Origin of the sequence: Thermogemmatispora sp. (assembly GCF_042408735.1) — a bacterium.
GTDB lineage: Bacteria > Chloroflexota > Ktedonobacteria > Ktedonobacterales > Ktedonobacteraceae > Thermogemmatispora.
Genome location: NZ_JBHOQV010000187.1, coordinates 97,548 through 123,933, shown reverse-complemented (window position 1 = coordinate 123,933; position 26,386 = coordinate 97,548). Strand labels below are relative to the sequence as shown.

20 protein-coding genes are annotated in these 26,386 nt (G+C 66.1%); 12 read left to right on the top strand and 8 right to left on the bottom strand.

Annotated features, from left to right (window positions below; genetic code table 11):
* Positions 1–493: 493 nt before the first annotated feature.
* From ACFMO7_RS20320 to ACFMO7_RS20295, 6 genes are all read left to right on the top strand, one after another.
* Entirely contained in the window at positions 494–5,125 is a 4,632-nt protein-coding gene (locus ACFMO7_RS20320) for a TIR domain-containing protein (RefSeq protein WP_376797311.1), read from the top strand.
* A gap of 394 nt (positions 5,126–5,519) precedes the next feature.
* Entirely contained in the window at positions 5,520–7,511 is a 1,992-nt protein-coding gene (gene uvrC, locus ACFMO7_RS20315) for an excinuclease ABC subunit UvrC (RefSeq protein ID WP_376797310.1), read from the top strand.
* 379 nt (positions 7,512–7,890) lie between these two features.
* Positions 7,891–8,208, top strand: coding sequence for an FmdB family zinc ribbon protein (locus tag ACFMO7_RS20310; RefSeq protein WP_376797309.1), 318 nt, complete (start codon positions 7,891–7,893; stop codon positions 8,206–8,208).
* Between the two features lie 259 nt (positions 8,209–8,467).
* Positions 8,468–8,683, top strand: coding sequence for a hypothetical protein (locus ACFMO7_RS20305; protein ID WP_376797308.1), 216 nt, complete (start codon positions 8,468–8,470; stop codon positions 8,681–8,683).
* A gap of 216 nt (positions 8,684–8,899) precedes the next feature.
* Positions 8,900–9,679: a sensor histidine kinase gene (locus ACFMO7_RS20300; protein ID WP_376797307.1), complete on the top strand. Its 780-nt coding sequence runs from the start codon at positions 8,900–8,902 to the stop codon at positions 9,677–9,679.
* Positions 9,680–10,232: 553 nt separating this feature from the next.
* Positions 10,233–10,532: a hypothetical protein gene (locus tag ACFMO7_RS20295; RefSeq protein WP_376797306.1), complete on the top strand. Its 300-nt coding sequence runs from the start codon at positions 10,233–10,235 to the stop codon at positions 10,530–10,532.
* Positions 10,533–10,746: 214 nt separating this feature from the next.
* Here ACFMO7_RS20295 and ACFMO7_RS20290 read toward each other — a convergent pair whose 3' ends face one another.
* Positions 10,747–11,289, bottom strand: a complete 543-nt coding sequence (locus ACFMO7_RS20290) for a peroxiredoxin (protein WP_376797305.1) — start codon at positions 11,287–11,289, stop codon at positions 10,747–10,749.
* A 495-nt stretch (positions 11,290–11,784) separates the two neighbouring features.
* Between ACFMO7_RS20290 and ACFMO7_RS20285 the strand changes: the two genes are divergently transcribed.
* A complete protein-coding gene (locus tag ACFMO7_RS20285) occupies positions 11,785–12,126 on the top strand; it encodes a hypothetical protein (protein ID WP_376797304.1) in 342 nt (113 codons plus the stop codon).
* On the opposite strand, the gene ACFMO7_RS20280 is transcribed toward ACFMO7_RS20285, so the two are convergent.
* Positions 12,117–12,332: a hypothetical protein gene (locus ACFMO7_RS20280; RefSeq protein ID WP_376797303.1), complete on the bottom strand. Its 216-nt coding sequence runs from the start codon at positions 12,330–12,332 to the stop codon at positions 12,117–12,119. The two genes, ACFMO7_RS20285 and ACFMO7_RS20280, sit on opposite strands and share 10 nt — an antisense overlap.
* Before the next feature lie 422 nt (positions 12,333–12,754).
* Here ACFMO7_RS20280 and ACFMO7_RS20275 point away from each other — a divergent pair, with 422 nt between their 5' ends.
* Positions 12,755–14,251 carry an aldehyde dehydrogenase family protein gene (locus ACFMO7_RS20275; protein WP_376797302.1) on the top strand — a complete coding sequence of 499 codons (1,497 nt, stop codon included), beginning with the start codon at positions 12,755–12,757 and terminating at the stop codon, positions 14,249–14,251.
* A 200-nt stretch (positions 14,252–14,451) separates the two neighbouring features.
* Here ACFMO7_RS20275 and ACFMO7_RS20270 read toward each other — a convergent pair whose 3' ends face one another.
* Together ACFMO7_RS20270 and ACFMO7_RS20265 are read right to left on the bottom strand one after the other, a co-directional pair.
* Complete coding sequence (locus ACFMO7_RS20270; RefSeq protein WP_376797301.1) at positions 14,452–15,717, bottom strand: DUF4388 domain-containing protein; 1,266 nt, start codon at positions 15,715–15,717, stop codon at positions 14,452–14,454.
* Between the two features lie 182 nt (positions 15,718–15,899).
* Positions 15,900–17,144 (bottom strand): glycosyltransferase family 4 protein, encoded by a 1,245-nt coding sequence (locus tag ACFMO7_RS20265; protein ID WP_376797300.1) that lies wholly within the window; start codon positions 17,142–17,144, stop codon positions 15,900–15,902.
* 181 nt (positions 17,145–17,325) lie between these two features.
* Here ACFMO7_RS20265 and ACFMO7_RS20260 point away from each other — a divergent pair, with 181 nt between their 5' ends.
* Both ACFMO7_RS20260 and ACFMO7_RS20255 read left to right on the top strand, forming a co-directional pair.
* The gene (locus ACFMO7_RS20260) at positions 17,326–18,039 is read left to right on the top strand and encodes an SDR family NAD(P)-dependent oxidoreductase (protein WP_376797299.1); all 714 of its coding nucleotides are present in this window, start codon (positions 17,326–17,328) and stop codon (positions 18,037–18,039) included.
* 156 nt (positions 18,040–18,195) lie between these two features.
* On the top strand, positions 18,196–18,630 hold the full coding sequence (locus ACFMO7_RS20255; protein ID WP_376797298.1) for a 6-carboxytetrahydropterin synthase: 435 nt from the start codon (positions 18,196–18,198) through the stop codon (positions 18,628–18,630).
* Here the strand turns inward: ACFMO7_RS20255 and ACFMO7_RS20250 are convergent.
* The 3 genes from ACFMO7_RS20250 to ACFMO7_RS20240 form a co-directional block, all read right to left on the bottom strand.
* A complete protein-coding gene (locus ACFMO7_RS20250) occupies positions 18,617–19,798 on the bottom strand; it encodes a HEAT repeat domain-containing protein (RefSeq protein ID WP_376797297.1) in 1,182 nt (393 codons plus the stop codon). The two genes, ACFMO7_RS20255 and ACFMO7_RS20250, sit on opposite strands and share 14 nt — an antisense overlap.
* Before the next feature lie 237 nt (positions 19,799–20,035).
* Complete coding sequence (locus tag ACFMO7_RS20245; protein WP_376797296.1) at positions 20,036–20,623, bottom strand: beta-class carbonic anhydrase; 588 nt, start codon at positions 20,621–20,623, stop codon at positions 20,036–20,038.
* Positions 20,624–20,912: 289 nt separating this feature from the next.
* A complete protein-coding gene (locus tag ACFMO7_RS20240; RefSeq protein ID WP_376797295.1) occupies positions 20,913–21,719 on the bottom strand; it encodes a phosphate uptake regulator PhoU in 807 nt (268 codons plus the stop codon).
* A 465-nt stretch (positions 21,720–22,184) separates the two neighbouring features.
* Between ACFMO7_RS20240 and ACFMO7_RS20235 the strand changes: the two genes are divergently transcribed.
* Complete coding sequence (locus tag ACFMO7_RS20235; RefSeq protein ID WP_376797294.1) at positions 22,185–23,036, top strand: PIG-L family deacetylase; 852 nt, start codon at positions 22,185–22,187, stop codon at positions 23,034–23,036.
* A gap of 126 nt (positions 23,037–23,162) precedes the next feature.
* On the opposite strand, the gene ACFMO7_RS20230 is transcribed toward ACFMO7_RS20235, so the two are convergent.
* Positions 23,163–24,065, bottom strand: coding sequence for a serine/threonine-protein kinase (locus ACFMO7_RS20230; protein WP_376797293.1), 903 nt, complete (start codon positions 24,063–24,065; stop codon positions 23,163–23,165).
* A 1,000-nt stretch (positions 24,066–25,065) separates the two neighbouring features.
* Here ACFMO7_RS20230 and ACFMO7_RS20225 point away from each other — a divergent pair.
* Positions 25,066–26,379 carry a glycosyltransferase family 4 protein gene (locus ACFMO7_RS20225; RefSeq protein WP_376797292.1) on the top strand — a complete coding sequence of 438 codons (1,314 nt, stop codon included), beginning with the start codon at positions 25,066–25,068 and terminating at the stop codon, positions 26,377–26,379.
* The last annotated feature ends 7 nt before the right edge of the window (positions 26,380–26,386 follow it).

The window sequence follows — 26,386 nt, the reverse complement described above, 5'->3', positions numbered from 1 at the left end:
AGCAAGCAATTTTATGAAGCGAGGGCGGGCCAGCCGGAGGCGGGCCGCAGAGATCGTGCGCTCGCTCTCTTCCATGCCTGTTTGTTTGCCGGTGTTCTCCCCGTGAGGCGGGCAGAGCAACATCAGGCAGCAGGACGGGGAGGGAGCGAGCCTGAAGCCATCTCTCCCGACGCCTACCTGGACCGGACCATGCCGGCCGAGCCAGGCGTGCCTGCAGGGCCTCCCGGGGAGCCTGAGCGAGCGCTTTCTCAAAGGGAGCAGGTCGGCAGAGGACCCTGCCGATCCGCCGTCAAGGTCTCCAGGCTCCCGCGGTCCCGCGACCGACCGGGCAGCCACGGGCCAGCGCTGCTTCCGGCCAGCGAGTGCCAGGGCCAGTCGCTGGTCCCCGGGCCGGTCCTCCGCGTCTCCGCCTTGGGCTGTCCTGTATTGTAGCGCTCAGCGTCCGGCCCGTGCCCGCCCGCCTTGCCGGGCCTGAACCGGTCGGAGGAGCAGGATGGAGCCAGCCGCCAGCCCCATCAGCGCCAGCCAGCGCCAGCGCCTGGCGATCTACATCAGCTATGCCGACTCAGACCGGAACTGGGCCGAGCGCATTAAGCGTCGGGTGCGCCTGGCCGCCAGCGGGGCCGGCCTGGAGCCGCCCCAGGTACAGGAGCCGGGGCAGTTTCTGGCCGGCAGCGACGTTCAGCGTGCGCGGCAGGCCGCCCTCCAGAGCGCCGACCTGATCCTGCTGCTGATCAGCTCCGATTTTCTCGACAGCCCTGAGTGCCTGAGCGACATGGAGGCAGCCCTGGAGCGCAGGCGCCGGCAAGAGGTCGTCCTTGTTCCCATTATCGTAAGACCTGTGGCCTGGGAACACACCCCGCTTGGCCAACTGGAGGCCCTGCCACCTGGCCGGCCCCCCAAAGCCCTCACCCGCTGGCACAAGCCAGACGAAGGTCTCTATCGCGTCGAGGAGGGGCTGCGCCGGCTCTTTGTTGGCTGGCGGGAGCGTCTGCGCAGCCAGGAGGCTGTCCCCTTCACGCCCGAGCAGGAGCAGGCCCTGCGCGCCATGCTCATCGATCACCGGCCCTTCATCGGCAGCCGACTGGCCGGCTTCGTTGGGCGGCAGGCCGAGCTGGCCGCCATTCGCCGGCACATCGCCGAGCTACAGCCCGTCGGCGGCTACCTGATCATCAGCGGCCAGGCCGGCCAGGGCAAGAGCAGCCTCATCGCCCGCCTCGTCCAGGAAGAAGGGCTGGAGCGAGTCCCCCATCACTTCCTGCCGCTGGATCCGCCGCTCGACCACAGCGTTGCCCTGCTGCGCGACCTGCTGGCGCGCCTCATCCTCGGCTGGCGCCTCGACCCGACGCCGCTCCTGGTGGCCGGCACCAGCCGCGCCGCTCTGGCGACCGCCCTTGCCAACCTCCTGCAAGAGCTATCCGAGCGGGGCGAGCGCCTCCTGATCTGCATTGACGGTCTCGATCAGCTTCCGCGCGAAGCCGGGGGCAAGCACCACCTTGGCTTTCTGCCCTCGCGCCTGCCCCCGGGCTGCCTCATCGTGCTCGGCTCCCGTCCCAACGACGCCCTGCAGCTCCTGCACCTGCGCGGGCCGGTGCGCGAATACAGCCTGCCGCCGCTCAGCCGGGCCGATTTCGAAGAACTGCTGCAGGCCCACGGCCTGCAGCTCGCGCCGATCGACAGCGAGCGGCTCTACGCCCTGATGGAGCCGAACACCCTCTACCTCGACCTGATCGTCCGCGAGCTGGAGCGCGACCCCGGCCTTACCCCGGAGGCCCTGAGCGCGCGCCTCTCCAGCGATCCCGAGGCCCTCTTCACCCTGGCCATCGAGCGCCTCAAAGAGCATCCCCTTTGGGAGCGCCTCATCTACCCGCTCCTTGGCCTCCTGCTGGTGGCGCGCGAGCCACTGGAAGCGGGCCAGCTTGGCCAGATCCTGGGCGGGCCGGAGCAGCCCGTAGCCACCTACCAGGTACGCGATGCCCTGCAACAGCTTGGCGGCCTCCTTGTCGCCGACAGCGGCGGGCGCTACAGCCTCTACCACCTCAAACTGCGCCACTACCTGCGCCAGGATCCAGAGCAGCCGGACCGATCCTGGCTCTTCACGGCCAGCGAAGAGGCCCGCTGGCACGCCCTGATGGCCGCCTGGTGCGAGCGCGGCGGCAGCGAGCAGCTCTGGCAAGAAGCCTCCTACGATCCCGCCGAGGAGGCCCGCCGGCGCTACGCGCGCCGGCACCTGCCCGCCCATCTCTTCCACGGCCGGCGCTGGGAGGGCCTCTTCGCGTTGCTCGACGCCGGCCACTACGGCTACCACAAGATTCGCCAGCTTGATCCCAGCACCTGGGCCTACGCCAGCGACCTCGACCTTGGGCGTCGGGCGGCGGCCTGGGCAGGCTGGGACCTGGCCACCGGCCTGGCCCAACTCCCGCGCCTCTGGCGCTACACCCTCCTGCGCTGCAGCCTCAGCAGCCAGGCCGAGCGCTACCCGCCGGAAGCCTTCGCCCTGCTGGTGCAACTTGGGCGCCGCCAGGAGGCCCTGGGCCTGGCCGACCTGCTGAGCGAGCCGGGGCACCAGCTCGAGGCCCTGGTGGCCATCGCGCGCCAGCTTCAAGAGCAGGGCGCCCCCGCGAGCGACTACAGGCCGCTCTACTGGCGGGCCTGCGACGTGGCCCGCGCCGGCAGCGAGCCGGAGCGCCTGGCGCCCCTCCTGAGCGAGCTGGCTGCCGGTCTCTACAGGGCCGGCTGGCGCGACTCGGCGCTGCAGCTCTGGCGGGCCGCCATCGGCGTCGCCCGGCGCATCGCCTCGGCCCAGCTCTGCGCCGAGGCCCTGCTCCAGATCGCCCAGGGCCTGGCCGAGGCCGGTCAGAGCGACGAGATCGAAGAGATCATCGAAGCCATGCCCGCCGGGACCCTGCAAAACGAGGTCCGGCTGACCCTGCTCGCCGTCCTGGCCCAGGCCCGACGCTGGCCGGAGGCCGAGGCCATCCTGACCAGCCTGGCCGAGCCGGCCGGCAGCGTGCGCGCCGAGGCCCTGGCCATCCTCGCACGCGAGCAGGAGCGAGCCGGCCTCTCGACAGAGGCGCAGCGCCGCTGGCAGCAAGCCGAGGGCCTGGCCTGCGCCCAGCCCAGCGCCAGGGAACAGGCCCGCGCCCTGGTGGCCCTGGTCCGCGCCCTGGTGGCCTGCCAGCACTGGAGCGAGGCCGAGCGCCTCTGCGACCTGATCCCCGAGCAGTGGCAGCAGAGCGAGGCCCGGCTCAGCCTGACCCAGGCCCTGGCCGCCGCCGGCGACTGGAAGCGGGCCATCGCCAGCAGCGAGCGCATGGCCGACGATGAGCGGCAAGCGGAGGCCCAGCTTGCCCTGGTGGAGGCCCTGGCAGAGGCCGCGCGCTGGACCGAAGCCGAGGCCCTCTGCGCCCACATCGCCCTCCCCCAGCCACGGCTGCAGGCCCTGATAGCCCTCGGCCAGGCCCGGGCGGAGCGCGGCCAGCTAGAGCAGGCCCGTGAGCACTGGCAGCAGGTCGAAGCCAGCCTGGTCCAGCTCGAGCACGCCGACGAGCAGAGCGCCACCTGCGTCGCCCTCGGCCAGGCCCTGGCGCGGGCCGGCCTGCTGAGCGAGGCGCAGCGCTGCTGGCAGCAGGCCGAGGCCATCCTGCGCACCCTGCCAGCAGGCAAGGAACAGGCCGCTGACCTGGCTCTGCTGACCCACAGCCTGCTCAGGCACGGACGCTGGCAGGAGGCCAGCCAGGTCGCCCAGGCCATCGGCGACTGGGAGCAGCGAGCCGAAGCCCTCATCGCCAGCGGGCGCGCCCTCTACCAGGCCGGTCAGCCCGAAGCGGCCGCCCGCTGCTGGCAACAGGTCGTCAGCCTGGTCCACACCCAGGCCCGACAGAGCGAGCAGTACAGCGCCATCCTTTCCCTGCTGGCCGGCAGCGCCACCACACCGGCCACCTGGGACGAAGCCGAGCGGACCATCCGCAGCCTGGCCCAGGGACGGGAGCGCGGCCAGGCCCTGGCCATCCTGGGACGTCTGCAGGCCCAGACCGGAGCCTGGGAGCGCGCCCGCCAGCTCTGGCGCGAGGCCGAAGAACTGATCGCCCACGAAAGCATGGCCTGGGGGCAGGCCGATGGCTACCAGGCCCTGGCCCGCGAGCTGGCCCAGGCCGGCGAATGGCAGGAGGCCGAGCGCATCGTCAGGCGCATCCCCGAGGGCTGGGAGCGGGCCGATGCCCAGGCGCTGCTCGGGAAGGAGCTGGTCGGCGCCGGACGACTGGAGGAGGCCGAGCGGCTCTCCCAGGCTATCGCCTTCCCCCGCCAGCGGGTCGAGGCCCTGCTCGCTCTCGGCAAGGGCTGGCTGCAAACCACACCCGAAACTGCAGAGCAGGAGCAGGCAGCGGAACGGCGCCGGCGGGCCGAGCACTGCTGGCAAGAGAGCGAGCGACTCATTGCCAGCATGGACGTTGTACAGCGGGCCGAGCTGTTCGCCCGCCTGGGAGAGGCCCTCGCGGCCGTCGGCGAGCGCGAGCGGGCGCACTCCTGCTGGCAGCAGAGCGAGCGCTGCATCGCCTCCCTGGCCGGCGAGTGGGGACAGGCCGAGGCCCTGGCCACGCTCTGCGAGACCCTGATCAACTCCCAGGAATGGCAGGAGGCCGAGCGGCTCCTCCCCCACATCCCCCATAGCTGGAGAGAGGCAACCCTGCGGGCCAGGCTGGCCGCGGCCCTGGCCGAGGCCGGGCATTGGGACGAGGCCGCCCGCCTGTGCCGGACCATCGGCCCCGAGACAGAGCGGGCGCAGGCTTTAGCGGCCCTGGGACAGGCCCTGGCGCGGGCCGGGCAGCGCGCTCAGGCTCGCCAGAGCTGGGACGAGGTGCGGCGCAGCGCTGAGACCATCCCCGACGAAGAAGGGCAGGCCCAGGTCCTGCTTGCCCTCGGCCAGGCCCTGAGCGAGGTCGGCGCCCATGAGGAGCTGCTGCGCCTGGTGCAGTGGGCCTGGTCGCGCGTCAGCACGCGCGAGCAAGCCCTGCGGCTCTTCCCGCTCGTTGGCGGACTGCTCGAGCTGGCGCCGGAGCTGGGGCTGGCCCTCGGCGCGGCCTTTGCCGAGGTCGAGAGCTTCCTGACCGGGGCCTGGACCTGAAGCCAGTTCCCGCCCACCTGCCCGCCCCCCAATCGGTCAGTCAGCCAGCCAGCCGGCCAGCCAGCCACCACAGCCAGGCTCAGCCAGTTCTCGCACGCTGCCGGGCCGCCAGCGGAGAGGCGGGGCCAGCGCCCCACAGAAACCCGAAGCGCTCGCCAGCGGGCGGCCCAGCCCACTCGCCTCCTCCTGCAGGAGGCGCCAGCCAACGAACGGGAGAGAGGCCACCGAAGGGTCGCCGCGCCGCCCGCCGGCCTGACCCGCACCAGCCCCCTTCCCGCTATGATATAAAATGAGAAGGCTAGCCTTTCGGAGCAAGCCCAGAGGCGGCACAGGCCCCGGCCCAGGTCAACCAACACCAACCAACAACCCAACGCCCAAGAGCAGGCAGCCAGACATGAACGAAAAAATTCGCAGCGTCCTCAACAGTCTGCCCCATAAACCCGGCATCTATCTCATGAAAGATGCCCAGGGGCAAATCATCTACGTCGGCAAGGCCGTCTCACTGCACCAGCGCGTTCGCTCCTACTTTCAAGAATCCGCCGACCTCAGTCCCAAGAACCGCAGCATGGTCGCCCGTGTCGACGACATCGAATACGTCGTCGTCGAAAACGAAATCGAGGCCCTGGTACTGGAAAGCAACTACATCAAGCAATACCGTCCCAAATACAACGTCCTGCTGCGCGACGACAAGAACTATCCCTACATCAAAGTCGCCTTGAGCGAAGACTTTCCGCGCGTCTACCGCGTGCGCAACTACCAGCGCGACGGCAACCGCTACTTTGGGCCATACACCAGCTCAGCCGCCGTCGACGCCACCCTTGACCTGCTCAACAAGCTCTTTCCCTTCCGCACCTGCCGCTACGACGGCAGCGCCTGGGCCCCGCCACGCAACGGCCAGCAGCCGGCGGGCTGGAAGCCGAAGTACCTGAACCGACCCTGCACCCAGTACTACATTCACCGCTGCCTGGCCCCCTGCGTCGGCTACGCCACGCGCGAAGACTACGACGCCATCATCGCCCAGGTCATCCTCTTCCTCGAGGGCAAGCACGAGGAGGTGCTCAAGCGGCTCGAGGCTCGCATGCACGAGGCCGCCGAAGCCCTCAACTTCGAAGAAGCGGCCCGCCTGCGCGACCGCATCCGCGCCGTCGAGCACGTTCTGGAGAAGCAGCGCATCATCAACACCGAAGGGCAAGAAGACCAGGACGTCGTCGCCCTGGCCAGCGCCGAAGACGAAACCTGCGCCCAGGTCTTCTTTTTCCGCGCCGGCAAGCTCATCGGGCGCGAATACTTCATCCTGCAGGGCACGCGCGACAGCAGCCCGGGCGAGATCATGGCCTCCTTCCTGCAACAATTCTACGAGAGCGCGCCCCACATACCGGCCGAAATCGTCCTGGAAGTCGAGCCAGACGACCGCGACATGCTGCTCGCCTGGCTCCGGAGCCGGAGAGGGAAGGCCGTCAGCCTGAGTGTGCCGCGCCGCGGCGAGAAGCGCAGCCTGATCGAGCTAGTCAAACAGAACGCCCAGGAAGTGCTGGAGCAGCAGCGCATCAAATGGCTCAGCGACAGCCAGAAGACGCAACTGGCCCTCGAAGAGCTGCAGGCCGCCCTCAACCTGGTGACTCCGCCCCAGCGCATCGAATGCTACGACATCTCCAACATCCAGGGCAGCAGCTCCGTTGGGGCGATGGTCGTCTTCGAGGGCGGGCGCCCCAAGCCAGCGGAGTACCGGCGCTTCCGCATCAAGAGCGTCGAGGGAGCCAACGACCCGGCCAGCCATCAAGAGATCCTGCGACGGCGCTTCCGCCGCGAGCCGCAGCCGCCCCCCTCGCCGGCCCCTCCCGGGGGAGGCGAGGCCGGCCCTGACGGCGACAGCCTGGCGAGCGGCGTCGAGAACGCCGAAGGGCAGGCAGCCGGCTTCAGCCACGACTGGCCCCTGCCGGACCTGATCGTCATCGACGGCGGCAAAGCTCAGCTCAACGCCGCCCTCCAGGTCCTGCAGGAGCTGCACGTCGAAGTTCCCGTCATCGGCCTGGCCAAAGAAGAAGGCTCGCACAGCCGCCTGCCGACCGCCGAAGAGATCTATCTGCCCGGAGCCAGCGAGCCGCTGCGCCTGCCGCGCAGCTCCCAGGGCCTCTACCTGCTGCAGCGCATCCGCGACGAGGCGCACCGCTTCGGCATCACCTACCATCGCAAGCTGCGCAGTCAGCGCACCTTCAAATCGCAGCTCGACGAAATCCCGGGCATCGGTCCCCGGCGCAAGCAGGCCCTCCTCAAGCACTTCGGCTCGCTGCAGGCCATCAGCCAGGCCAGCATCGAAGAGCTGGCCGCCGTTGAAGGCATGACGCGGGCCGCCGCCGAGAAGGTCAAAGAATACATCGGCCGGTAGGTCCGAAGTGGCCAGGGAGGAAGGGCGGGCAGGCAGACGGACGGACGGATGGGCAGCCGGCGGCGGCCCGCGTCAGCCCACGCCAGCTCACGCCTGGCCTCTCTCCTCTGCCGGCGCCGTCCGACGAGCGCTAGCACTCCTGGCCTTCGATTGACAACGGAGAGATTGGCGATTACTATTTAATGTAGAGCATCTCTCTCGTAAAAGAAGCAGACGCTCTCTTGTCATGGGAGGAAAGCGGCAACGCTTTCCCTCTTGTTTCTTATGTATGAGGGAAGGAAGGAAGGAAGAAAGAAGGGGAGGGAGTCAGACCTCGACCTCCTGCTCCTGTCCTTCCCGAGTGTTGAGCCATGTTCTGGCGCGGAGGTGACAGCACCCTATGCCCACGTATGAATATGCGTGCCGGGCATGTGAGCATCGTTTCGAGATCTGGCAGAAAATCACTGACGATCCTTTAACGGTCTGCCCACAGTGTGGCGGCGAGATCCATCGCGTGCTCTTCCCCACAGGCATCGTGTTCAAGGGGCACGGCTTCTACAAGACGGACTACAACGGCTCCAGCTCCAACGGCAACAGCTCGTCGCACAGCCCAAGCGGCAAGTCCAGCGAGAGCGAGAGCAGCTCCAGCTCAGCGAGCGAGGGAAGCGCCAACAGCGCCGCCCCCGTCTCCTCGAGCAGCAGTAGCAGCAGCTCCTGAGCCAGCGGGGGTCAGCCCAGCCCTCGCCCGGCCAGAGACGAGGTGGGCAGGCCGCCTTTCTGGCTAGAGACGGCCCCGACGCTGCTGCGCGGCCCCTGAGCGTGCGAGCAAGCGAGCGAGGCGGCTCCCGAACCAGGCTCAGGATCGGGTTCCTGGGCAGGGTAGGGCAGGGAGTCAGGCAGGAAGCCAGGCCGGCAGGCAAGAAGGCAAGCACCTCTCGTCTTATCTCAGCTCATGTCAGGAAGGGAGCGCACAAGACATGGCCGAAGAATCGCCTCTGGTCGCTTTGCAGCGGCGGCAGATCGAAATCACCTTCTCTCAGTACGTGTTGGCGCGAGATCCTCAGATGCGCCAGAAGCAGTACGAGCGACTGCGCGAGTTGATCGCCCATGCTGGTCCCGACTTCGACTACTCTCAACTGGACTGGGCAACGATGGATGCGCTGCGCAGACTGGGACTGATTCCCAAGGAGTAAGCGAACCAGCGCAGCGGCTGTCGAGAGGCAGCAGGCTCTCAGGCTTGCCTGCCCCTCTTGACAGCGGCGCGCCTCCTTTGCACGAGCGGAAGCCTTGCGCTTGCCCTTTTCTCTCCCCCAAAATTCCCAGTGGCTTCCGCTGGAACCGCCGGCCACGTGGATTAAGTGTATACTTAACGATGTATTAGCCACCGAGCGAGTAGGGAGGCCACACGCATGCGAGCTCACCGCAAGCAGTCGCAGGAAGAGGTTGTCAGGGCGCTGCAGCAACAAGTAGATGAGTTGACCCGCGCCAATCTCCTCCTTCAAGAGGAGTTAGCGCGCAAAGAGCAGTTTATCGACATGATCGCCCATGAGCTACGTGGCCCCCTTGCTCCTATCATCAACTATGCCCGGATGATCGCCCGCCCCAACTGCCGCCGCGAGACCATCGAGCGCGGCACAGCCATTATTATCGGCCAGGCCCAGCGCCTGAAGCGGCTGGTCAACGATCTGCTCGACGCCTCCTATCTGTCCACCGGTCAGTTCAAGCTGCTGCTGGCCGAGTGCGACATTGTCGCCCTGATCCGCGAGCTGGTCGAGCAGTTCCGCCCGCTGGCTCCCTATCATCGCATCGAGGTTGAGGCTCCCGAGGTGCCGCTCGTGGGCCGCTGGGACGGCGAGCGCCTGCAGCAGGCCATCGGCAACCTGCTGGACAACGCCATCAAGTACTCCGACGAGCACACCACTATCACGGTCCGCGTGAGCCAGCCGGACGAGCATCTGGTGCGCGTGAGCGTCCACAACGTGGGGCGCGTGATCCCGGCGGGCGAGATCAACAGCATCTTCCGTCCTTACGTGCGCCTCCAGACGGCGCGCAGCCGCCAGGGGTCGGGGCTGGGTCTCTACATTACCAAGAGCATCGTCGAGGCCCACGGCGGGACGCTGCGCCTGGAGCGCCCCGGCGCCGAGGATCAGGGCACCACCTTCTCCCTGGATCTCCCACTGCCCTCTTAGTCTCGCCCGCCACCGCCCCGAGGCGGGTTCCAACCGGCGCGCGGGTCGGACAGACGCCGGCCGGCGCTTTCTCCCTGGTCGTTTGCACAGGTTGTGACCCTGGGCATTTTCCCGGCCTCGCTCCTCTCGCTTCTGACGGTGCGCCCCGCCCCAAAGGAGGCTATACTGTCTCTTGGGCGGAGAGATCCGTGGGATCGCGCCTCGCCCGGCCACCTACCCGGAGCCTGCTGCATTGTGGAACCCGGCAGGTTCCGGTGTCTGGCGGGCAGACCCCACTCTCTGACAGAGGCGTGCGAGGCGTCAGACAGCTCCGGTCTGCCCACCGCCAGGAAGACCACCGGACGTGGCTTCAAGGTCCCGGTCTGGCTCGATCGCCACGGATCGCGCGCGCATCTGCCCCCGCCCTTTGTCAGCCGAAAAACCAGCCAGTCAGCCGGGCCGCGCGCATCTTCCGCCACGCTCAACCCTGAGCGCCGCGCTCGTCGCCTCCGGCCTGGCCTCAGCCTGCCCGCCCGGGCCGGGTCCCGCGAGCAAGCTGAAAGGAGTAAGCGCTATGCCACAGCAGTGGGCCTATAAGGTGGCCTATATTGATACCCGCGGACGCATCTCCTGCGAAGGTCTGGAGACCCTGATCGGTAACGAGCGACGCAGCGCCTTCGTGCGCCGCTACCTGAGCAGCCTGGGCCGCGAGGGCTGGGAGCTGGTCGGCATCCAGCCCCTGACCTCGACGTCGGCCTACTACGTTTTCAAGCGTCCCGCCCAGGAAGGCGATTATAGCGAGTCGGCCCCCGCTGCCAGCGAGCAGCCGCGCGTCGAGCCAAGCAGCGGCAGCCCGACCATCGAGACGGCCTGAGTCATCGTTTGTCCTTCCTTTCCCCCCTTGTGCTGCCCTTGGGCGCAATGGGCACAAGCAGGGCGCGGCCCAGCCTTCTTCAGGCGCACCTGCCCTGAGCAGGTCGCCGAAGAGAGGAGCGAGCGGACCGCGCCCTCTTCGTCTGGCCTCCCCTGGCTCCTGCCTGGCTGGTGGGCCGATCGATCAGCCCGCCAGCCAGGCCCTCGGTCCGCGCTCAGGCCTCTCCGTGAGCCGGCTCAGCGGCGGCCTGGGAGGTCTGCGATCCCTCCTCGCTCTGCAAGGCCCGCACGATGTTCAGGGCCTCCTCAACATGCTTTTCGGGATTGAACTGCGAGGAGAATATGTGGCGCACCACGCCGCGCCTGTCGATAATATAGGTCACGCGCCCCGGCAGCAAGCCGAAGGTGGTCGGCACGCCATAGCGCTTGCGTACGGCAGCCCCCTGGTCGCTCAGCAGAATGAAAGGCAGCCGATGCTGATCGGCAAACTGCTGATGCGACTCGCTCGAGTCCGAGCTAACGCCGATCACCTCGGCCCCTGCCTGCTTGAAGACTACGTAGCTATCGCGGAAGCAGACGGCCTCGGTAGTGCAGCCGGGGGTATTGTCCTTGGGATAGAAGTAGAGGACGACCACCGACTTCCCAATGAAGTCGTGCAGGCTGACCGGGCGGCCCATCTGGTCGGGCAGCGTGAAATCTGGAGCCTGGTCGCCGACCTGCACCTTGCCGCGCTGCTCTGCAGTATCTGATCCGCTCATGCGTGCATTTCCTTTCTTTTTTTCTCGCGCGGAACAGCAACCGCCGCCTCGCAGCCGGGCAGACAGCCTGATGGTCCGGTCGCTGCCCTCAAGCGGTCCCTCTCCCGCGCTATACAGACAGAACACTCACAGTACCGAAACCCTAGACAAATAATGACATAGGCTCGTTCAGACGGCAAGCCGTCCAGGCCCAACTGCCGCTGCCCCTATCCCTGGGACGTCAAAGGCGTTCGGGACTACTTTTCTGCCACTATTGTTATTGTAGCTCCCATCGACATCGGCGTGGATCAGGCGCTTGCCGCGGGCGCTGGTATCGCGCCCGGCCGGGTCGCCGGCCGCTAAAACGCGCTTCTTCGCTGCCTGCAGGATCGTAGACCGGAAGGGGATCACGATCCAAGAAACTGGCTTTGCCGGTGTAGCTCTCTTCGGTCACGATGGCGCGGATGCCAACGAGTTCCGCTTTGCAGGTCAGCATCTCGCTGAAGCGAAGCGGGCATGGGGGATCTGCACGAACTGTTGATTGTTCCGTTTCCCCATCTCCACTTCTTGCTTCCAGAGCGGGTTCTGCCCTATGATGAGCGGGCCAATGCCCTCTTACACCAACAGAGCGATGATGCGACGGCTGGCCGTGTGCAGGTACCCCAGCAGACGGCGATTGCGCTTCGTCGTGATGCGATCACGCTGGCGGGAGGTACGGCGGCTGGCCTGAGGAAGTTTGCTCTGCACATGGGCGCGCCGTTTGTGGTAGCGAGGCAGCTTCGGACGCCCGGCGAATTGAATTGCTCGGGAAGCTCGCGCCACGCCCTCATCGTCTCAAAGGGCCTGACTCAGGCTTGAGGCAGTTGGAGAAGCACCTGATTCCTGACGTTGCGAGGAAGGGCCTGGTAGGCTTCGTGCATCTTGATCCGGTGGAAGACCTGCGCGTTGTCGAGACCGATGCCCTGGAAGATGAAGGACCGGCGCACGAGATAGTTGACCGCGTTCCACAGGGCAAAGGCAGCCTCATCGAGGCGCTGAAAGCGCGGGCCGGTGCGTTCAATCACCTGCTGTTCCGCCAGCCGCGCGGCCCTGCTCCCTTTGGCAGAGCGACTCAATTTCCTGTCAGCGGTCCCGCCCAAACGAATCCACCGGTCATCAGAGGTCATCATTTTCAAAGACCAGTCCCCACACCCAGAGCATTCAGGCCAGAGAGGACCTGGGTCAGGGTCCGCCGCCAGAGAGGGTCGGGCTGGTATGCTATAATGAGGATCGGTTGCCAGCCGCCCGACAGGCTCGCCAGCAGGCAAGGTCTTCCGTGGCCTTCGCCATCCGGGCCGCGGCCAGCGGCGCCACCGCACCCGCCTTCGCCCAGGCCCCAGGCCAGGAGCCAGGCAGCCGGCCAGGGACCGCTGAGCCGCTCGAGGCCGATCCCATCTTGTTCTCACGGCATGCAGTGACGATACTCTCAGCGAGGAGTGAATGGCATATGACTCAGTCAGACCTGCAGAGAGACCTTCCGGCGAGCACCGAGCCGCCGGTCTTCTACAACTTCATCGGCGGCCAGTGGCGCCCCTCGGCCAGTGGAGCAACCTTCGCCAGCACCAACCCGGCCCACCTCTCCGAAATCATCGGCTACTACCAGCAGTCGAGCGTCGCCGACCTTGAGGAAGCGGTGCGGGCCGCGCGCCAGGCCCAACCGGCCTGGGCGGCCACGCCGGCCCCCCAGCGTGCCGCCGTCCTGCTGCAGGCGGCCCAGCTACTCGAGACGCGCAAAGAAGAGCTGGCCATCCTCATGACGCGCGAGATGGGCAAGATCCTCAGCGAAGCGCGCGGAGAGGTCCAGACGGCCATCGACGTCGCCCGCTACATCGCCAGCGATGGCTGGCGGGCGGAAGGAGAGACCGTCCCCTCGGCCCAGCGCGGCAAGCTCTATCTGACCGTGCGCCAGCCGCTGGGCGTCGTGGGGCTTATCACGCCCTGGAACTTTCCCCTGGCCATTCCCGCCTGGAAAACCTTTCCCGCCCTGCAGGCCGGCAACGCCGTTGTCCTGAAGCCGGCCAGTGACACCCCCCTGCTGGCCCTCAAGCTCGCCCAGATCCTGCAGGAGGCCGGCCTTCCCGACGGCCTCTTCAACGTCATCACCGGTCCTGGCGGCAGCCTGGGCGAAGCCCTGGCCAGCCATCCCGACGTCAACATGATCTCGCTGACCGGCTCGACCGAGGTCGGGCGGCGCGTCGCCGAGCTGTGCGGGCGTGACCTGCGCCGCTGCGCCCTGGAGCTGGGCGGCAAGAACGCCGTCATTGTCCTGGAAGACGCCGACCTGGAGCGGGCCGTCGCCAGCGTGGCCCTGGGAGCCTTCGGCACCACCGGTCAGCGCTGCACGGCCACCAGCCGCGTCATCGTCCAGCGACCCGGTGTGGCCGAATTCAGCCATCGCCTGATCGAGGCCGCCGCCAGCCTGCGCATCGGCGACGGCCTGCGCGAGGACGTCGAGATGGGACCCCTGGTCAATCGGGGACGGGTCCAAGCCGTGCACGAGTACACCGAAGTGGGCAAGCGCGAGGGGGCCAGGCTGCTCTATGGCGGCCATCCCCTGCACGAGGGCGAATACAGCGACGGGGCCTTCTACCAGCCGACCATCTTCGGCGAGGTCCGGCCGGAGATGCGCATCGCCCGCGAAGAGATCTTCGGTCCCTTCGTCTCCATCATCCCAGTCGACACCTACGAGGAGGCCATCGCCGTCGCCAACAACACCATCTACGGCCTCTCAACGGCCATCTTCACGCGCAGCACCCACTACACCTTCCGCGCCATGCGCGACATCCAGTCCGGGTTGATCTACATCAACGCTCCCACCACCCGCTCGGAGATCCACATGCCCTTCGGCGGCATGAAGGCCAGCGGCAACGGCCACCGCGAACTGGGGCCGAACGCCGTCGCCGACTTCAGCGAAGTGAAGACCGTCGCCGTGGTCTACGACTAGCCCTCGCCGCGGCACGGCAGACCAGCCCAGCGAGCGAGCAGCCTGGCGACCAGGCTCCCGATCGCGCCCCCGCGGGTCGGAAGGCGCCTCAGCCGCCAGGCCAGCTCGCTCGCTGCCCCAGCCTGAACCCACAGTCGACAGTCCATCGTTCGTCTGCCCCTGCTCCCTTCTTCCCTTGCCCACGGCTGACCAGGAGCGGCTCAATTCTGGGGAGGCTCAAAGAGCGAGAAGAAGGCCTCCCAGACCTCTTGATTCTCCAGCCGCTCATAGAGCGAGGCCACGCGCGAATTAATCGTCTCGAAGATCACACGCAGGATACGCGAGAGGACCGAGAGGGCCTCTTCGTAGAACTCCTTGGAGCGCTGCAGATCGCCATGCAGGACCTCGTGGCAGAGGGCCGTGAAATTCTCCACATCGATGCGATTATTCTGGATAATGAACTTATAGTTCCCCATGTAGCGCAGACGCTCGCGCGTCAGCAGCGCCTCCAGCGTATTGGGGTCCAGCTCCGTCCCATTAGCGCGGCAGGTTTCGGCCAGGGCCTCCATCGTCCAGTTGATATAGTGCACCAGGGCCGGCAACTGCTCCACCGGACTCTTGCGCTTATACCAATCCTGCTCCATGCGGCTGATCAGATTCAGCAGCTCGAAGCTCTCCATGCGCATCCGCTCGGCGGGGCCAGGGAGGCGCACCGTGCGCGCGCCACGCGCGGGAGGATGCGGCTCCTCGGGCAGCGGAACAATCAGGCGCTGCTGGACGAGCGTCGCCAGATCGCGGGCCACCTCCAGCTCGGGCCGGCGCAGGCCAGTGGCGATCTTGCGCACCCAGCGATGGGTCGTCACCCGCTGCAGCACCTCGATCACCCGCCCGTTGAAGCTCAACGGGTAAGGGATCGTCGGCACCAACTGGAGCCGGGTGCGCATTCCATTGGGCAGGTAGAGCCGGAGCTGCTCCCACTCATCGGCGTAGCGCACCATCTCCATCGTCACGCGCACAATCTCCAGGTCAAGCGACTGCTCCCCATACGGCAGAAAAGCCTGCTTCTTGGGACTGGTAATGAACTCGTAAGAGCCTTCCCGCCAGAGCGCCAGCTCGCGCGCCGTCCAGAGGGCCTTAGTGCGCAGGGCCTCATAGAGCTGCTGCTCAGTGATGACCCGCATGGCAATCAGGCGTTCGCCGATGCGGCGCCCGAGGGCGTCCTGCAACTGCTGGCTGAAGGCGGCCTCCACCTCCATAAAGGTGGCCATGCCCAATTGCTGGAGCACATCGCCCAGGGTCAGCGCGCAGGGATCCAGCTCAGAGCAGTTGGCGATCTTGCCATCGCTAAAATAGAGAATACCGACTCGCCCCTGCTCATGCTTCAAGTGCAAGGCACCCGTCGCCGACCCCAGCTCCATCATCTGCAGAATTTCAACCAGCCCGAAATCTCTCAGCGACCCCTGCAAGAGTCTGGTATTCGTCGTCATACTTCCCCCTCGAATGGGACTTGCCGCCACCGCACCGCGCCGCACCGCACCGCACCACATCAACCAACCAACCCACTCACCAACCTCTTCCGACACTCGGTCCCGCCGGCCAGCCAGCGCCCCATGTCTGCCTGATGCTACGAAGAGTACACCTGGTGCATTATAACAGATGCCAAGTCATGTCAACAAGCACCACTCCGCCCCGACAGCGAGCGACACGCGGTCAGGGCCGTGCGCAGCACAGGTTCCAAAGCCTCCCAGGAATAGCGCTCCTCGACCAGGCGCCGTCCGTTGCGCCCAAGCTGGCGCGCCAGGTGCCGATCGCGCAGCAGGGTCACGATCGCCTCAGCGAAATCCTCCAGCTCGCGCACCACCACATGCTCACCATCGCGCAAGGCCAGCCCCTCAGCCCCGCGCGGCGTCGTCACCACGGCCCGCTCCAGCGCCAAAGCCTCCAGGATCTTATAGCGGGTCCCCGAACCATGTCGCAGCGGCACCGGCACCACCGCCGCCCGCGCCAGATACGGTCGCACGTCCGGCACGGTGTCGGTAACCAGGACCTCCGGCTCCTTGCGCAAGCGGGCTACCAACCCATAGCGATCGCGCCCAACCAGCACCAGTCGCGCCCGCGGACAATGACGGCGCACGGCGGGCAGGATGTGCTCACTCAGCAGGGCCGCCGCCTCGACATTGGGACCATAGCCGAACTCCGCCGGATAGACGATATCGAGCGCCTCCTCCTCGCCTGCGAGTGACGCCAGCTCTCGAGGCGGCTCGTACTGACGCAGATCGAGGGCATTCGGCACAACCCGCAGCCGCAGGGCGGGAGCCGGCGAGCAGACCTGGCGCTGGCGGCTGACGTCCTCCTCCGACGGCAGCCAGACCTCATCGGCGGCGGGAAAGCAGCGGCGCTCGCGCCGCCGAAAGACCAGATAGCGCAAGCGCGCCTCCTCCGCCTCGCGCGGCGAGCCAGCCAGCTCCGCCAACTGCAGCGCCAGCTCGCTCTCCACATTATGGCAATCGATAAAGACGCGCAGCCCGCGCCGCTTCAAGATCGGCGCCAGCTCGCTGGCATAGGGATGCACCAGCACCACATGCGTCACCTGCTCCCGCCCCAGCCAGTCCAGCAGGCGCCGACGCTGGTCGGCCAGAGAGGAAGCCACATAGCCTGGCCACAGGTGGAGCAAGCGCAGCCCCAGAGCGCGGACGCCACGCGGAGGCACAAAGGCGGCCAGCTCGGGACGGCGCGGATCGGAAGGCGGCAGCTCCTCGAGCGAGACGGGGCCGCCCTCGCGCAGGTCCCAGACCGCCAGCCCCTGCTTCCCCGCCAGGCGCGCCAGCAAAGACTGAAGCTGATAAAAGCGGATCTGCAGCCCACCAACGATCGGCGGCGCCACCACCCAGGGGGCAATCAGCGCCAGTCGCATAGTCGCCTCATCTTCACAACCTTTGCTTCTCCTCTTCCGGCAGGAGCGAGCGAGCCGCCTCAGTGCGCTCGCTCCTATCAGGAGCATTGTGCGCCACAAGCCCGGTGGCTGTCAAATCCTTTCGCGGCATAGTCGCAGGCTGGCATGAAAAAGCCCGCCCACCTTTGCTATAATTCCGAACATGAGTATCAAAGATCGTGTCGCCGTCATCACTGGAGCGGGCCGCGGCATCGGGCGTGCCACCGCCGAGCGCTTCGCCCGCGAGGGGGCCCGCCTCGTCCTCTTCAGCCGCACCCCGGAGCACCTTCACGAGACGCGGGCGCGCATCGAGCGCCAGGGAGGCAGCGCCCTGGCCGTTGTCGGAGACGTGGCTCGCGAAGAGGACGTCGAGCGCCTCTTTCAAGAGGCCCGCAGCCATTACGGGCGCGTCGACATTCTCATCAACAGCGCCGGCATTGTGGCCGTCTGCCCCTTTCGCGAAATGGAGGTGGCCACCTGGGATCGCGTGCTGGCCGTCAACTTGCGTGGGACCTTCCTCTGCTGCCGGGCGGCCTTCCGCCTGATGGCCGAGCAGGGTCAGGGCGTCATCATTAACATCTCCTCCCTCTCAGGCGTCAAGGGCGTCGAAAAATTTCCCGGCCTGAGCGCATACAACGTCTCCAAGGCCGGCGTCGCCAGCCTGACCGAAATCCTGGCACTGGAAGGCAAGGCCCACAACATCCGCGTCTGCGCCGTCAGCCCAGGGGCCGTCGACACCGAGATGCTGCGCCAGGCCGCTCCCCATCTCAAGCCCGGCATGAGCGCCGAGGAGATGGCCGAGATCCTGCTCTTCCTGGCCGACGACAGCGGGCGCCGGCTCAGCGGAACCAATCTGGAGATCTACAGCAACGCCTAGCCCAGCCATCCCCCATACCCAGACGGAAAACACAAAAGAAGCCCAGCCCAGCGCAGCGCTGGCAGATGGCCCTTCACCCTCTGTCAGCCGTAGCAGTCAGCAAGTCGGGGGACAGGACGGGAGAGGGGGATAGGACGGGAGATTAAGAAAGGGACTATGGCAACCGTCTACTTAACACGTCGCGCCACCTTCAGCGCCTCGCACCGCCTCTGGAGCGAGGCCCTCAGCGAGCGCGAGAACTGGGAACTGTACGGCAAATGTGCCAATCCTAACGGGCACGGACACAACTACACCCTGGAGGTCACCCTGCGCGGCGAACCGGACCCGCGCACGGGCATGCTCATGAACCTGGCCGAGCTGCGCGAGCTGATGCATCGCGAAATCGTGGACCAGGTCGACCATCGCCATCTCAACTACGACGTGCCCTGGCTGCGCACAAGCATTCCCACCACCGAGAATCTGGTCATCAAGTTCTGGGAGCGGCTGGAGGCAGTGCTCCCCGCGGGACTGCTCTATGAGGTCAGGCTGATCGAGACCGACAACAACAGCGCCAGCTACCGGGGCGAGCGCCAGCCACTCACTCATCCATAAGTGAGCGGAGGCGGGCCTTCCAATCGCTGTCGCCAGCCGCATCATCGCTCTCACCGATGGTCCAACTGCGCGCACCATCGGTGAGACGGGTCGGCTGCGCCGTCAGCGGACGAGGCGAAGCGCTGAGGGTACGCAGGGCAGACTGCGCGGCCTTGCGCACATCGTAAACGGGGTCCTGCAGAAGCGCGCGGATCGCCTCGCGGCTGCTCTGGTGCCCCAGACGGCCCAGAGCGCGCGCGGCGGCGGCGCGCTCATCGGAGGTTGGCGCCCTGAGCAAGGCTTCCAGCTCGGGCGCGAGGCCAGTCAGCGAGAGATCGGCGATCAGACGCAGGAGCCGGCTGCGACGCATGGGATGACGCAAGCTCGCCAGAGCGGCCCGGCAATCGGCGTAGATCTGCTCCTCGCTCAGCAGACCCTTCTCGCGGGCCTCGGCCACCGCCAGCTCGGCGGGCAGCGACGATGACCCCCGCAGAAACGGCTCAATCCAGCCGGCGACCGGCTCCAGCTCGCCGACATACTCATGGAGCACCAGAATATCGTGATAGTGCTCATCCAGCCAGTAGTAGAGGGCCAGGGTCATCTCCGCGTCTCGCGCCGCATAGGCCACCATTGCCGGCGGCAGCGGGCGCCGCGCCCAATCGGTGCGCTGCAGGCTCTTATCGAGGTGGATGCCAAAGGCCCGCTGCAGCATCGCCGCCAGCGACGACTCGTTCTGGCCGAAAATCGAGCGGCTGGCAGCCTCCAGATCAAAGTAGTGCGCCACATTCAGGCCACGCTCGGCCATCACATGCAGATCAGCGCCCGCCCCATGCAGCAGAATGCTGATCTCGGCGTTCTCGGTGACCACCGCCAGAGGGGAGAGATCGGCGAGGCGCCAGGCATCGATCACAAAGCACTGGCCATCGATCGCCAACTGCAGCAGCGCCAGACGATGGGAAGGGCCATTCTCGCCCAGGAGCCGTGAGCGGCCCTGAACAAACTCGGCATCAACACCGATAATGCGGGCCGTGCGTAAGACCTCGACAGCAGCGAGCAATTGCTCGGGTCGCTCTACGTAGGTGCGCCGCCCTTTGGCCGGCGGGCGACCGAGCGGAGGCGTCGGGCCAAGATAACCCGGCTGAACTTTCTCTTGAACGCCTGGTTCCGGCGAAGCATCTCTGTCTTTCAACGCTTCTGCCATCCTGGTCACAAAAGCTAGCAACGATACCTGACTATCAACCCGGAGGTGTCTCCCACTATAACAGATTTTTGTGCTGACGTACAGACCACAGTTGCACCCCCACCATGCCCAGGGGGTCAGTCGCGCGGCCATGAGAAGGCCTGGCGCAGCGAGGCCCGGCCACCCCAGTGACCAGACCTCAGCGGCCCTCGCCCCTTCCTTCAACAGGCGAGCCTGGCCCCAGCTCTAGCCGGCCAGCCCCGGGCGCCTATCGCGGTCGACCAGCTCCAGCCTGCCACTCACTACATCGATCACCAGGCCATGTACCGGCAGTTTGGGCAGGAAGGGGCTATTGCGGATAAAATCTACCACCTCGCGCACGTTCTCCTCTACCTGAGAGAAAGCTCCCAGCCAGCGGACCAGGCCGGCCTGATCGCCCAGACCATAGCGCTCAATCAGGCCCTGCGGATCAACTCCCAGGGCCTGCATGGCACCAGTCAGGGCCACCGGATCCACATGAGCCAGGCCACAGTTTGTATGGCCGACCACCAGCACCTGGCGCACACCAAGCAAATAAATGGCTCCGGCCAGCGAGCGAACCAGATCGCTGTTGACCCCCTCCCCAGCGCGCCCAGGAACGGCCACCGTCGCCCCCGCCGTGCGCAGCTCGACAACATCGCCGCGCTCCAGCCCGAGCGCCTGCTCCAGCAAGCCCACCAGGCGGCAGTCCATACAGGTCACTACCGCCGTCCGCCGTCGCGGCAAATGGCTCAGCGGCGTCAGTCGGTGCTCTTCCACAAAGCGACGATTATGCTCTAAAACCTCATCCAGCATAAGGTACCTCTTTCGAACGAAAAAGATTGCGGTCCGGGCGGAGCGGCGGCGCACGCCGTGGCCGTCGCTGTCGCCACGCTCGCCGGGCAGCCCCCCAACGAGTGAGTGGGATAGCTAGATGGATGAGTCCCAGTGTAGCACAGTCGCCCCAGAGGCGCAACGAAGAGTCGCCGGCGGGCGGCGAGGCCCGTTCCATCCGGCGCCCTCTTGTCCCCTCCCTCGTCCGCGCCTCGCTCGTCCGCGCGCCGCCCCTATGACCAGAGCGAGAGCCGCCCGCCCGGCCCGGCACTCACTCCTGCTCGCGCTCGGCGATGGCGGCCTCCCCCTCCACAATAAAGACAATGCGCTCACAGATATTGGTGCAATGATCGGCGACGCGCTCCAGCTTATGGGCAATCCAAAGCAGGTACGTCGCGCGCTGCAAGATGCGCGGATCGCTCTGAAGAGCAGGGATAGCCTGCGCCCCGGCCAGCATGGCCATCAGATCATGACGCACCAGATGATAGCGCACATCGACCACGTCATCCTCCTGCCAGAGATGGCGGGCCGCCGCCGCATCGCGCTCACTGAAAGCCTGCATCGTCCCCTGCAGAACGCGCCGCGCCTCCTGACCCAGATCGAGAATGCCCTGCATAATCGAGGCCTCGCTGACCCGATGATGCTCCTGCCGTCCCGCCGCCGGCCCCTGGCCCGGTCCGCTCTCGGCGTCGCCTCCGGCCAGGCGGCTGTCAACCTCCACCAGAGAGGCCACCTCGGCCCGCAGGGGCACCATGCGCAGAATGATCGTCGCGATGCCCGCCGCCCCATCGCCAATACGCTCCAGATCGCCGGCGATCGAGAGAGCCGCCGTCAGATAGCGCAGATCCATGCCCGCCAGCGGCTGCTGAAGGGTCAGCAAGCGAATCGTATGCTCTTCGATGGCCGCGCGCAGGCTATCAACGCGCGCATCCGCCTCTATCACCATGCCCGAGCGCGCCTGGTCGCCTGTGCGCAAAGCCTCCAGCGCGTTTTTGAGCGCCTCATCAACCATCGCGCCAAGCTGATTGATCTGCTGATCCAGCTCCTGTAGCTCTTTATCCAGCAACGTTCGAGTCATCAATCTCTCTCCTTGCACAAAGTCGGCTCGCCTTCAACAGGCAGGCAGATAGCCAGGAAGGCAATCAGCCAGGCCAACCAGACAGATGAACTGGCCGTCCTGGTTGGCTGACTGGCTCACCCTCAAGGAAGCGAGCACCCCACCAGCCAGAACCTGCCGCCATGCGGCCCACGCCCCCCGCTGCCGCCGGGCCAGGCCAGCCTGGCAACCATACGGTCGGCCGACCGCAGGACACCAGCCCCAGGATAGACCTGGCCAGCGGCTCTCACCCCGTTCAGTGTACCACATTTTTCTCCGAAAAGATAGAGTATTATTGCAATCTCCTTCTCTAACCTTTAGGGATAGGAGAAAGGCATTGCAGCCGACCAGGCAGCGGCTCAGCGGCCACAATTGACAGAGGGCGGCGGCGGTGTTAGAGTAGAGCAGGTTCCACGCAGCTAGCTCGTACAAAGGGGATAGAGAACTATGGCAACACGGCGACTGCTGGGCGTCTTCGCCCACCCCGACGATGAAGGCAGCATGAGCGGGGCCTTCATCCTTTACGGACAGGCGGGAGTTGAGACCGGCCTGGTCTGTGCCACGCGGGGAGAAGTAGGGGAAATTGCCGACCCCGTCCTCGCCACGCCCGAGAACCTCGGCCAGGTACGTGAACAAGAGCTGCGCGCCGCTGCCGACGTTCTTGGCATTCGGCACCTCTGGTTTCTGGACTACCGCGACTCAGGCATGGCGGGCACCCCAGACAACAACGACCCGCGGGCCTTCATCCAGGCTCCTCCTGCCGATGTCATCGGCAAGCTGGTCGCCATCATCCGTGCCTTTCGCCCCCAAGTCATGGTGACCTTCGACGAAACCGGCGGCTACGGTCATCCCGACCACATCGCCATCTACCGCTACACGACCGGGGCCTTCTACGCCGCCGCCGATGAGGCCCAGTATCCCGAGCTAGGGCCGGCGCATGCCGTCTCGAAGCTCTACTACACCGGCTTCCCCCGCAGCGGTATCCGGGCCCTCGCCGAATGGCTCAAAGAGCAAGATCTTTCGCTGGAGGGAACCGCCCTGCGCGGCAGCGACCTCGATCAGTTGGGCATTCCCGACGAGCAGATCAGCGTCGCCCTCGACGTCACCGCGGTGTTGGACCTCAAAGACCAGGCCTGGGCCTGTCACCGGACGCAGCTCGGGACAGTAGGGATCATGGCGCGTATTCCCCAGGAGATTCAGCGGCGCTGGCGCGGCTACGAGTGCTACCAGCTTGCCGCCACACGCGTCGGCCCCGACCTGCCGGGCGAAAACGACCTCTTCGCTCACATCCACAGCTAAAGATCGGCTCCGCCCACAGCTCCTTGCGCCATCCCTCTTGTAGACGGTCCAGGTACAGGCAGCCCGTCCACCTGCACCCCGTCCACCGCCTCTCACCCGCCGCAGGATGGCTTCGGCCAGCGTCGGCTAGGGGTCTCGCGGCTGGCCGCGGCGCCGCCTGGCGCGGTCGTCGCGGCCGCCGTCCCCCTGCAAGGCCCTCTGGCAGGCCCGGGCAAAGGTCCAGACCGAGGGATAGCGCTGCTCTGGCTCGCGCGCCAAGGCCCGCGCCAGGACCGGCTCGATCGCCGGCGGCAGACTGGGGACACGCGTCCGCAGGGCCGGCAGCGGGACCCGACGCCGATGGAGCTGCCGCAGCTCCCCAAACGAGCCAACGAAGGGCGGCTTGCCAGAAAGCCACTCGTAAAGGACCACCGCCAGGGCATACTGGTCGCTGGCCGTGCTGGGCCGCCCCTCAAATTGCTCAGGGGCCATGTAGGCCGCGGTTCCAACCAGCGTGTGGGTCGCTCTCAGACGGGCCAGGCGCAGGGAGGCCGCAATCCCGAAGTCGCTCAGCAGCAGGTGGTCTGGCCTGGCCAGCAGCAGGTTGTCCGGCTTGACATCCTGGTGCACCAGCCCATAGTTGTGCACCGTCTGCAGGGCCGCCGCCGCCTGGAGCAGGTAGCGGCAAGCCTCTCCCGGCTGCAGACAGGCCCCGTCCCCACAGTAGTTGCGCATGTTGCCGTAAGGCGCATACTCCATGACGAGATAAGGCACCGGACCGGCAAAACCAAATTCGTAGATCTGCACAATATGAGGATGCGCCGGCAGCCGGGCCAGCAGGCTGGCCTCGCGCCGCAGCTCCTCTGCCTCCTCCGCGGAGGCCCGCAGGCGCAGGACCTTGATGGCCACCAGACGCTCAATATAGATCTGACGCGCCAGATAGACGCGCGCCATCCCCCCCTCCCCCAACGGGCGAATCAGGGAATAGTTGCCAAGCCGCGTGCCAGGCTCAAGTTCACGCTCTTCCGCGCTTTCTTTCACGCGCATCATCCCTCCGCTCTCCCGAACCGCGACAGCCCTTCCCTGGCTTATCGCCACCGAACAAGGTGCTCTCGCTGACGCTGCTTCCTCTGCGCCGCTTTCCTCCATTTAAAGCACAAATGGCCATTCATCATAAGTGGAGCACAATCCAGAGGTGGTTGAGTCGTGCCTCTATATAAAAATGACGTCTGCCGCCGGCCAAAGCTAAAAGCGCTGCCAGCTTGCTCTGTTAGCGCGTCAAGGGGAAAGGGCTAAGACCGCAGAAGGATTAGCCGAGTGCTGTTGCAGAGGAGATGGTATACTAGACATGAGCAGAGGCGATCTTTCCAGCACTGCCCGCTTCTATGCCAGACGCAAGGCAAGCTTGAGCGAAGACGCCGTCTCTTTCCATCGGCTCGCAGCCAGGGTAGACATTGTGGCAACCCGAGGGGAGCGCCGCCTCTCCCCCAGACGAATCAGCGACGACAGCTCAAGGAAGGAGTGTCGACGACACACAGCCGCCGTCATCCCACTCATAGAGGACTCATACATACACGCCCAAGGACGCGCGTGCCGTGTCGTGCCTGCCCACGCACACCTGGACACCTGCGCCTGCCCGGGTATGTTTTCTGCACGCGCAACCGGCCTATCGATGCAGAGCCGCTCGCCTATCGCGCCCGACCACGCACGGCACGGGATCGCAACGAACAATCAGGAACTTCTCATGCTCGTTGCCTGGCCAGTCATCGGAGGAAGAGCAGCCGCCGCTGCTCACCCCCTCGGGATGGCGGGACCGGGGTTTTGATGGGCTGGCCCGCAGCGATCGCCGAAAACCGGGCCTGGCGCCGCCGGCTTCCGGCCGGTGGGCGCTCGCCCTAACCCAGGCCCGGGCCTCTTCCCTGGCCGGTGCCTGGCCTGCTCGCCAGCCTCTTGGGAGGGCAAGGGCAAGAGAACGATCTAAGCGCATCCCATTCTCCTTTTATACACGAGACGAAGAAGAAGAAGAGAATACAACAAGGACAGACCAGCTATGATTGAACTAGAGGGAGCTATCTCGCCAGAGAACACACTCTTTGTGCTGTTATGCTTTGAGGGGCCAGACGTCTACTCGACCGCCGGCGGCCTGGGAACGCGGGTCACGGAGCTGAGCGAGGCCCTGGCCACCCAGGGCTACACCACCCATCTCATCTTTATCGGTGACCCCTACAAGCCGCCGGTGGAGCAGCGTGTCGATGGGCGCCTGATCCTCAAGCGCTGGTCCCAGTGGGTCAGCAAATACTATCCCAACGGCGTCTACGATGGCGAAGAGCAGAAGCTCTACGATTATAACGAGAGCGTTCCCCAGCACATCTACGAGGAAATCGCCCGTCCGGCGGTCGAAGAAGGGAAGCTTGTGGTGATCATGGGCGAAGACTGGCACACCGCTGAGGTGATGTGTCGCATCTCCGACCTGCTCCACTGGTTTGGCATCCGCCAGCGCGTGCTGATGCTGTGGAACCTCAACAGCCTGATGTCGTTGCACCGCATCAACTGGGGCCGCTTGAGCTACGTGACCACCCTCTGCACGGTCAGCAAATATATGAAGCATAAGATGTGGGAGCTGGGCGTCAACCCGCTGGTGATCCCCAACGGTATCCCGGCTCGCCACCTGGCCCCGGTCGATCCGGCTATCGCCAGCCGCCTGCGGGAGATCGCGCGTCAGGGCGATCCTCGTCGGCTCTTCCTTTTCAAGATCGGGCGCTTCGATCCCGACAAGCGCTGGATGATGGCCATCGAGGCGGTTGCCCGCCTCAAGCACAGCGGTCACCCCGTGACCCTCTTCGTCCGTGGTGGCATTGAGCCACACGGCGCTGAGGTGCTCAGCCATGCCTATCACCGTGGGCTGGTCATTCGCGACGTCATCGCTCAGCGCCCCACTCTGGAGCAGTGTATCGAGGCGGTCGCTAACGCCGGCCCCGCCGACATCTACAACCTTCGCTTTTTCTTGCCCGAGGAGTTCGTGCGCAGCATCTACCACGCCGCCGACGCTACCCTGGCCAACAGCGGCCACGAGCCTTTCGGTCTGGTGGCGCTCGAGGTTATGGCCGCCCGCGGCATCGCCGTCACCGGCTGCACCGGCGAGGACTACGCCATCTCCTTTGAGAACGCCATTGTGACCGAGACCGACGATCCCGATGAGATCGTCGGCTATCTGCTCCACCTGGGCCGCCATCCCGAGGAACAGGAGCGCATCCGCTGCGCGGGCTTCCGCACGGCAGAGCAATTCCTCTGGGACCAGGTCATCGAAAACCTCATCAGTAAGCTGGAGTTTCTGGCACGGAAACAGAACATCGTGCTGAAGTAGGGGTTCG